Source organism: Streptomyces zinciresistens K42 (assembly GCF_000225525.1).
GTDB lineage: Bacteria > Actinomycetota > Actinomycetes > Streptomycetales > Streptomycetaceae > Streptomyces > Streptomyces zinciresistens.
On record NZ_AGBF01000387.1, the window covers coordinates 1 to 2,669 of the forward strand.

At 69.9% G+C, this 2,669-nt stretch carries 3 protein-coding genes and 1 pseudogene; 2 read left to right on the top strand and 2 right to left on the bottom strand.

All coding sequences use genetic code 11. From position 1 onward, the window contains the following. The first annotated feature begins 197 nt into the window (after positions 1–197). Positions 198–1,051 (top strand): annotated as a pseudogene (locus tag SZN_RS36600) (IS5 family transposase). Next, entirely contained in the window at positions 1,048–1,446 is a 399-nt protein-coding gene (locus SZN_RS36605; protein ID WP_007505818.1) for a hypothetical protein, read from the top strand. The pseudogene SZN_RS36600 and the gene SZN_RS36605 overlap by 4 nt, the downstream one beginning before the upstream one ends. On the opposite strand, the gene SZN_RS43055 is transcribed toward SZN_RS36605, so the two are convergent. Both SZN_RS43055 and SZN_RS43060 read right to left on the bottom strand, forming a co-directional pair. After that, positions 1,443–2,087, bottom strand: a complete 645-nt coding sequence (locus SZN_RS43055) for a hypothetical protein (protein ID WP_244313494.1) — start codon at positions 2,085–2,087, stop codon at positions 1,443–1,445. The two genes, SZN_RS36605 and SZN_RS43055, sit on opposite strands and share 4 nt — an antisense overlap. Beyond that, entirely contained in the window at positions 1,999–2,505 is a 507-nt protein-coding gene (locus SZN_RS43060) for a hypothetical protein (protein WP_244313495.1), read from the bottom strand. The genes SZN_RS43055 and SZN_RS43060 overlap by 89 nt, the downstream gene beginning before the upstream one ends. Positions 2,506–2,669: the final 164 nt, after the last annotated feature.

Below are 2,669 nucleotides of genomic sequence, written 5' to 3' on the forward strand. Positions count from 1 at the left end.
ATCCTCGCCCTCGCCCCGCAGGAGGGCCTGGGCGTGCGCGACGAGGTGAAGCGCGCCCAGCACATCGACGCCATCAACCGGTTCCGGGTTCTCTGAGTGGGCGTTAAGTCCGATCTTCTCTGGTTCGTGATCGCTCGATCGGGGTACTGATCGGCACGCGGGCCGTCTGCTGGGCATGTCCATGCTGAGATGCGGGCATGGAGCGAGAGCCGTACCCCAGTGACTTATCGGACGAGCAGTGGTCGTTGATCGAGCCGATGATCACGGCCTGGAAACAGGACCGGGTGGCACGGTCGGCGACCGGGGATCCCGGATCCTGCGATCTGCGGGAGGTCGTGAACGCGATCTTCTACGAGAACCGGACGGGCTGCCGGTGGCGCTACCTCCCGCATGATCTGCCGTCCTGGTCGGCGGCGTTCTACTACTTCGGCCCGTGGCGCCAGGACGGGCTTGACCAGCGGATTCAGGAACTCCTGCGCTGCCAGGTGCGGGTGAGAGCCCGGCGATTAGAGGACCCGTCCCTCGTGATCATCGACACCCAGTCCGTGCGCGCGGCCGCCGGTGTCCCGAAGACCACGACGGGGCTGGACGTCAACAAGAAGGTGTCAGGGCGCAAGCGGGGACTGGCCGCTGATGTTCTGGGGCTGGTCATCGGTGTCGTGGTGCTGGCCGCCTCCGCCCACGACAACGCCGCCGGCACCGCCCTGCTCGACCGGGCCGCCGAACGGTGCGGGATGCGCCTGGAGAAGGCCCTGGTGGACCAGGGTTTCAAGGACGAAGTCGTCATCATGGCGTGTTGTTGGACATCGACGTCGAGGTCGTCCGCCGCAACCCCGACGACCAGGGCAAAGGCTTCGTTCCGCAGCCGAAAAGGTGGATCGTGGAGCAGGTCAACGGCACGTTGATGCTGCACCGGCGCCTGGCCCGTGAGTACGACCACCGGCCCGACACCTCCGCCTCACGCGTCTACTGGGCCTCCATCGCGAACATGACTCGCCGCCTCACCACCCCCAGCCCGGCCTGGCGCGACACCCTCGGGCTGGCCGCATGAACATCACCGCGCTCCTGGCCGATCTCCAGGCACAGCACGACGAGACCACCGTCCGGGCCGATGAACTACGCGGCCAGATCGAGCACTTGACCGCCACCTTGGCCGAGACCGACGCACGACTGGCGGACCTGGCCGTCACCCGGAAGGTCATCGCCGAACTCGCACCGGCAGGAGAAGACTCCGAACCGCCCGAGACGAATACCGCCTACCAGGCCATCGTGAACGCCTTCAACCAGCACCCCAACCAGGAGTTCCGAGCCCGCGAGCTGCACGAACTCCTCGGCATGCCCACTGACGAGGCCGCCGTCAACGTCACCCGCGCCCGCCTCGGACGCCACACCCGCCAAGGCTTCCTCACCCAACCTGGACGAGGCCGCTACGAGAAACGGACTTAACATCCACTGACAACTACCGCGTCCAGCGCCACCAGCCGCTCATACGGGACCGGCCGCTGCATCGACAGCGCCGCGTCCCAGCCAGGCCGCATCGCCGCAGGCGCCACCATCTGCGCCAGCAGCATCGCCGCGTCCACCGACCGTGTGCCCACCGGCCGCAGCACCGCCGCGCAGATGCTGCGCGTCGCCGCGTCCAGCGCGGTGCTCAGTTCAAGGCGGCCGGTCACACCGTCGTCCAGCACCGCCGGGACATCCAGCGGCGTGCTGTCCAGCATCACCAGCTCGCCCGGTCGCAGTGCCACCGTCGGCGTGAACGGAGGTGCCGGCCGCGACGCATGCCACCGCCGCTGCGCCGCTGTCTCCCAAAGGCCCTGTCCGTCGGCCACCGCGTGCACCAGCCGGTTGAACGTCGACGCCGGCGGCAGCGCCACCACCCCAGGGCCGTACTCCTGATCCAGCAGCCACCCCACCCGTCGGTGCAGCCGCACCAGCGTGCCCGTCGACCGCTCCCGCTGCGCCTCCAGTACTGTCCTGACTGCCGTGACCACCCGCTCATCGGCCCGCCCCACGGCCGACCGCTCCCGCGCCGCCCGGCCGTCCACCAGCCCCCACAAGCCCTCGCTGCGGTAGTGCGCCCGCATCCGGCGCACCGTCGCCGCACTCGCCGCCCCAGCCCGCCGCCGTCAACTCCTCGGCCTTGGCCCGCTCCTGCTGCGCCAGGCTCCGTGTCGCCGGATCGAACTGCTCGCGCGGGGCGCCCTGCCCGACCGCGTCAGGAAAGCCGGTCTCCACCTCTCGTACATGCCGCTGCCACGCCAGAGCCCGCTCCCGCACTTCCACCGGCAGCGCCTCCAGTAGGCCGAACGGCGTCGCTCTCCCCGGCGCCGGTCCGCCTTCCACCCCGAAGGACGGATCGGTGAACAGGTAGGGCAGCAGCACCAACGCCGAGGCGCCCTCGTCACTCACCAGCGTGGCCCGGGCGCCTTCCAGCACGGCGAGCGTCCATACCCGCCCGTCGTAGCGAAGGCGCGCCCCGACCTCGACAACCGCCTGCGTCACGCCGCTTCGGCCTCCTGCCGTGCGAGGCAGACGACGGCACGCTCGTGCAGCGGTTCGTCCAGCCGCACCCGCAGCACACCGCTCCACAGCGCGTGAAAGACCGCAGGCCACACAGCGATCGGATCCCCCAGCTCACACACCGCCTCCACGGCCGGCCGCGGAGT

What these genes read in the sequence shown, in the direction of transcription:
- SZN_RS36605 (WP_007505818.1), top strand. Translation starts at nt 1,048, where the DNA reads ATGAACATCACCGCGCTCCTGGCCGATCTCCAGGCACAGCACGACGAG.
- SZN_RS43055 (WP_244313494.1), bottom strand. Translation starts at nt 2,087, where the DNA reads ATGCGGGCGCACTACCGCAGCGAGGGCTTGTGGGGGCTGGTGGACGGC.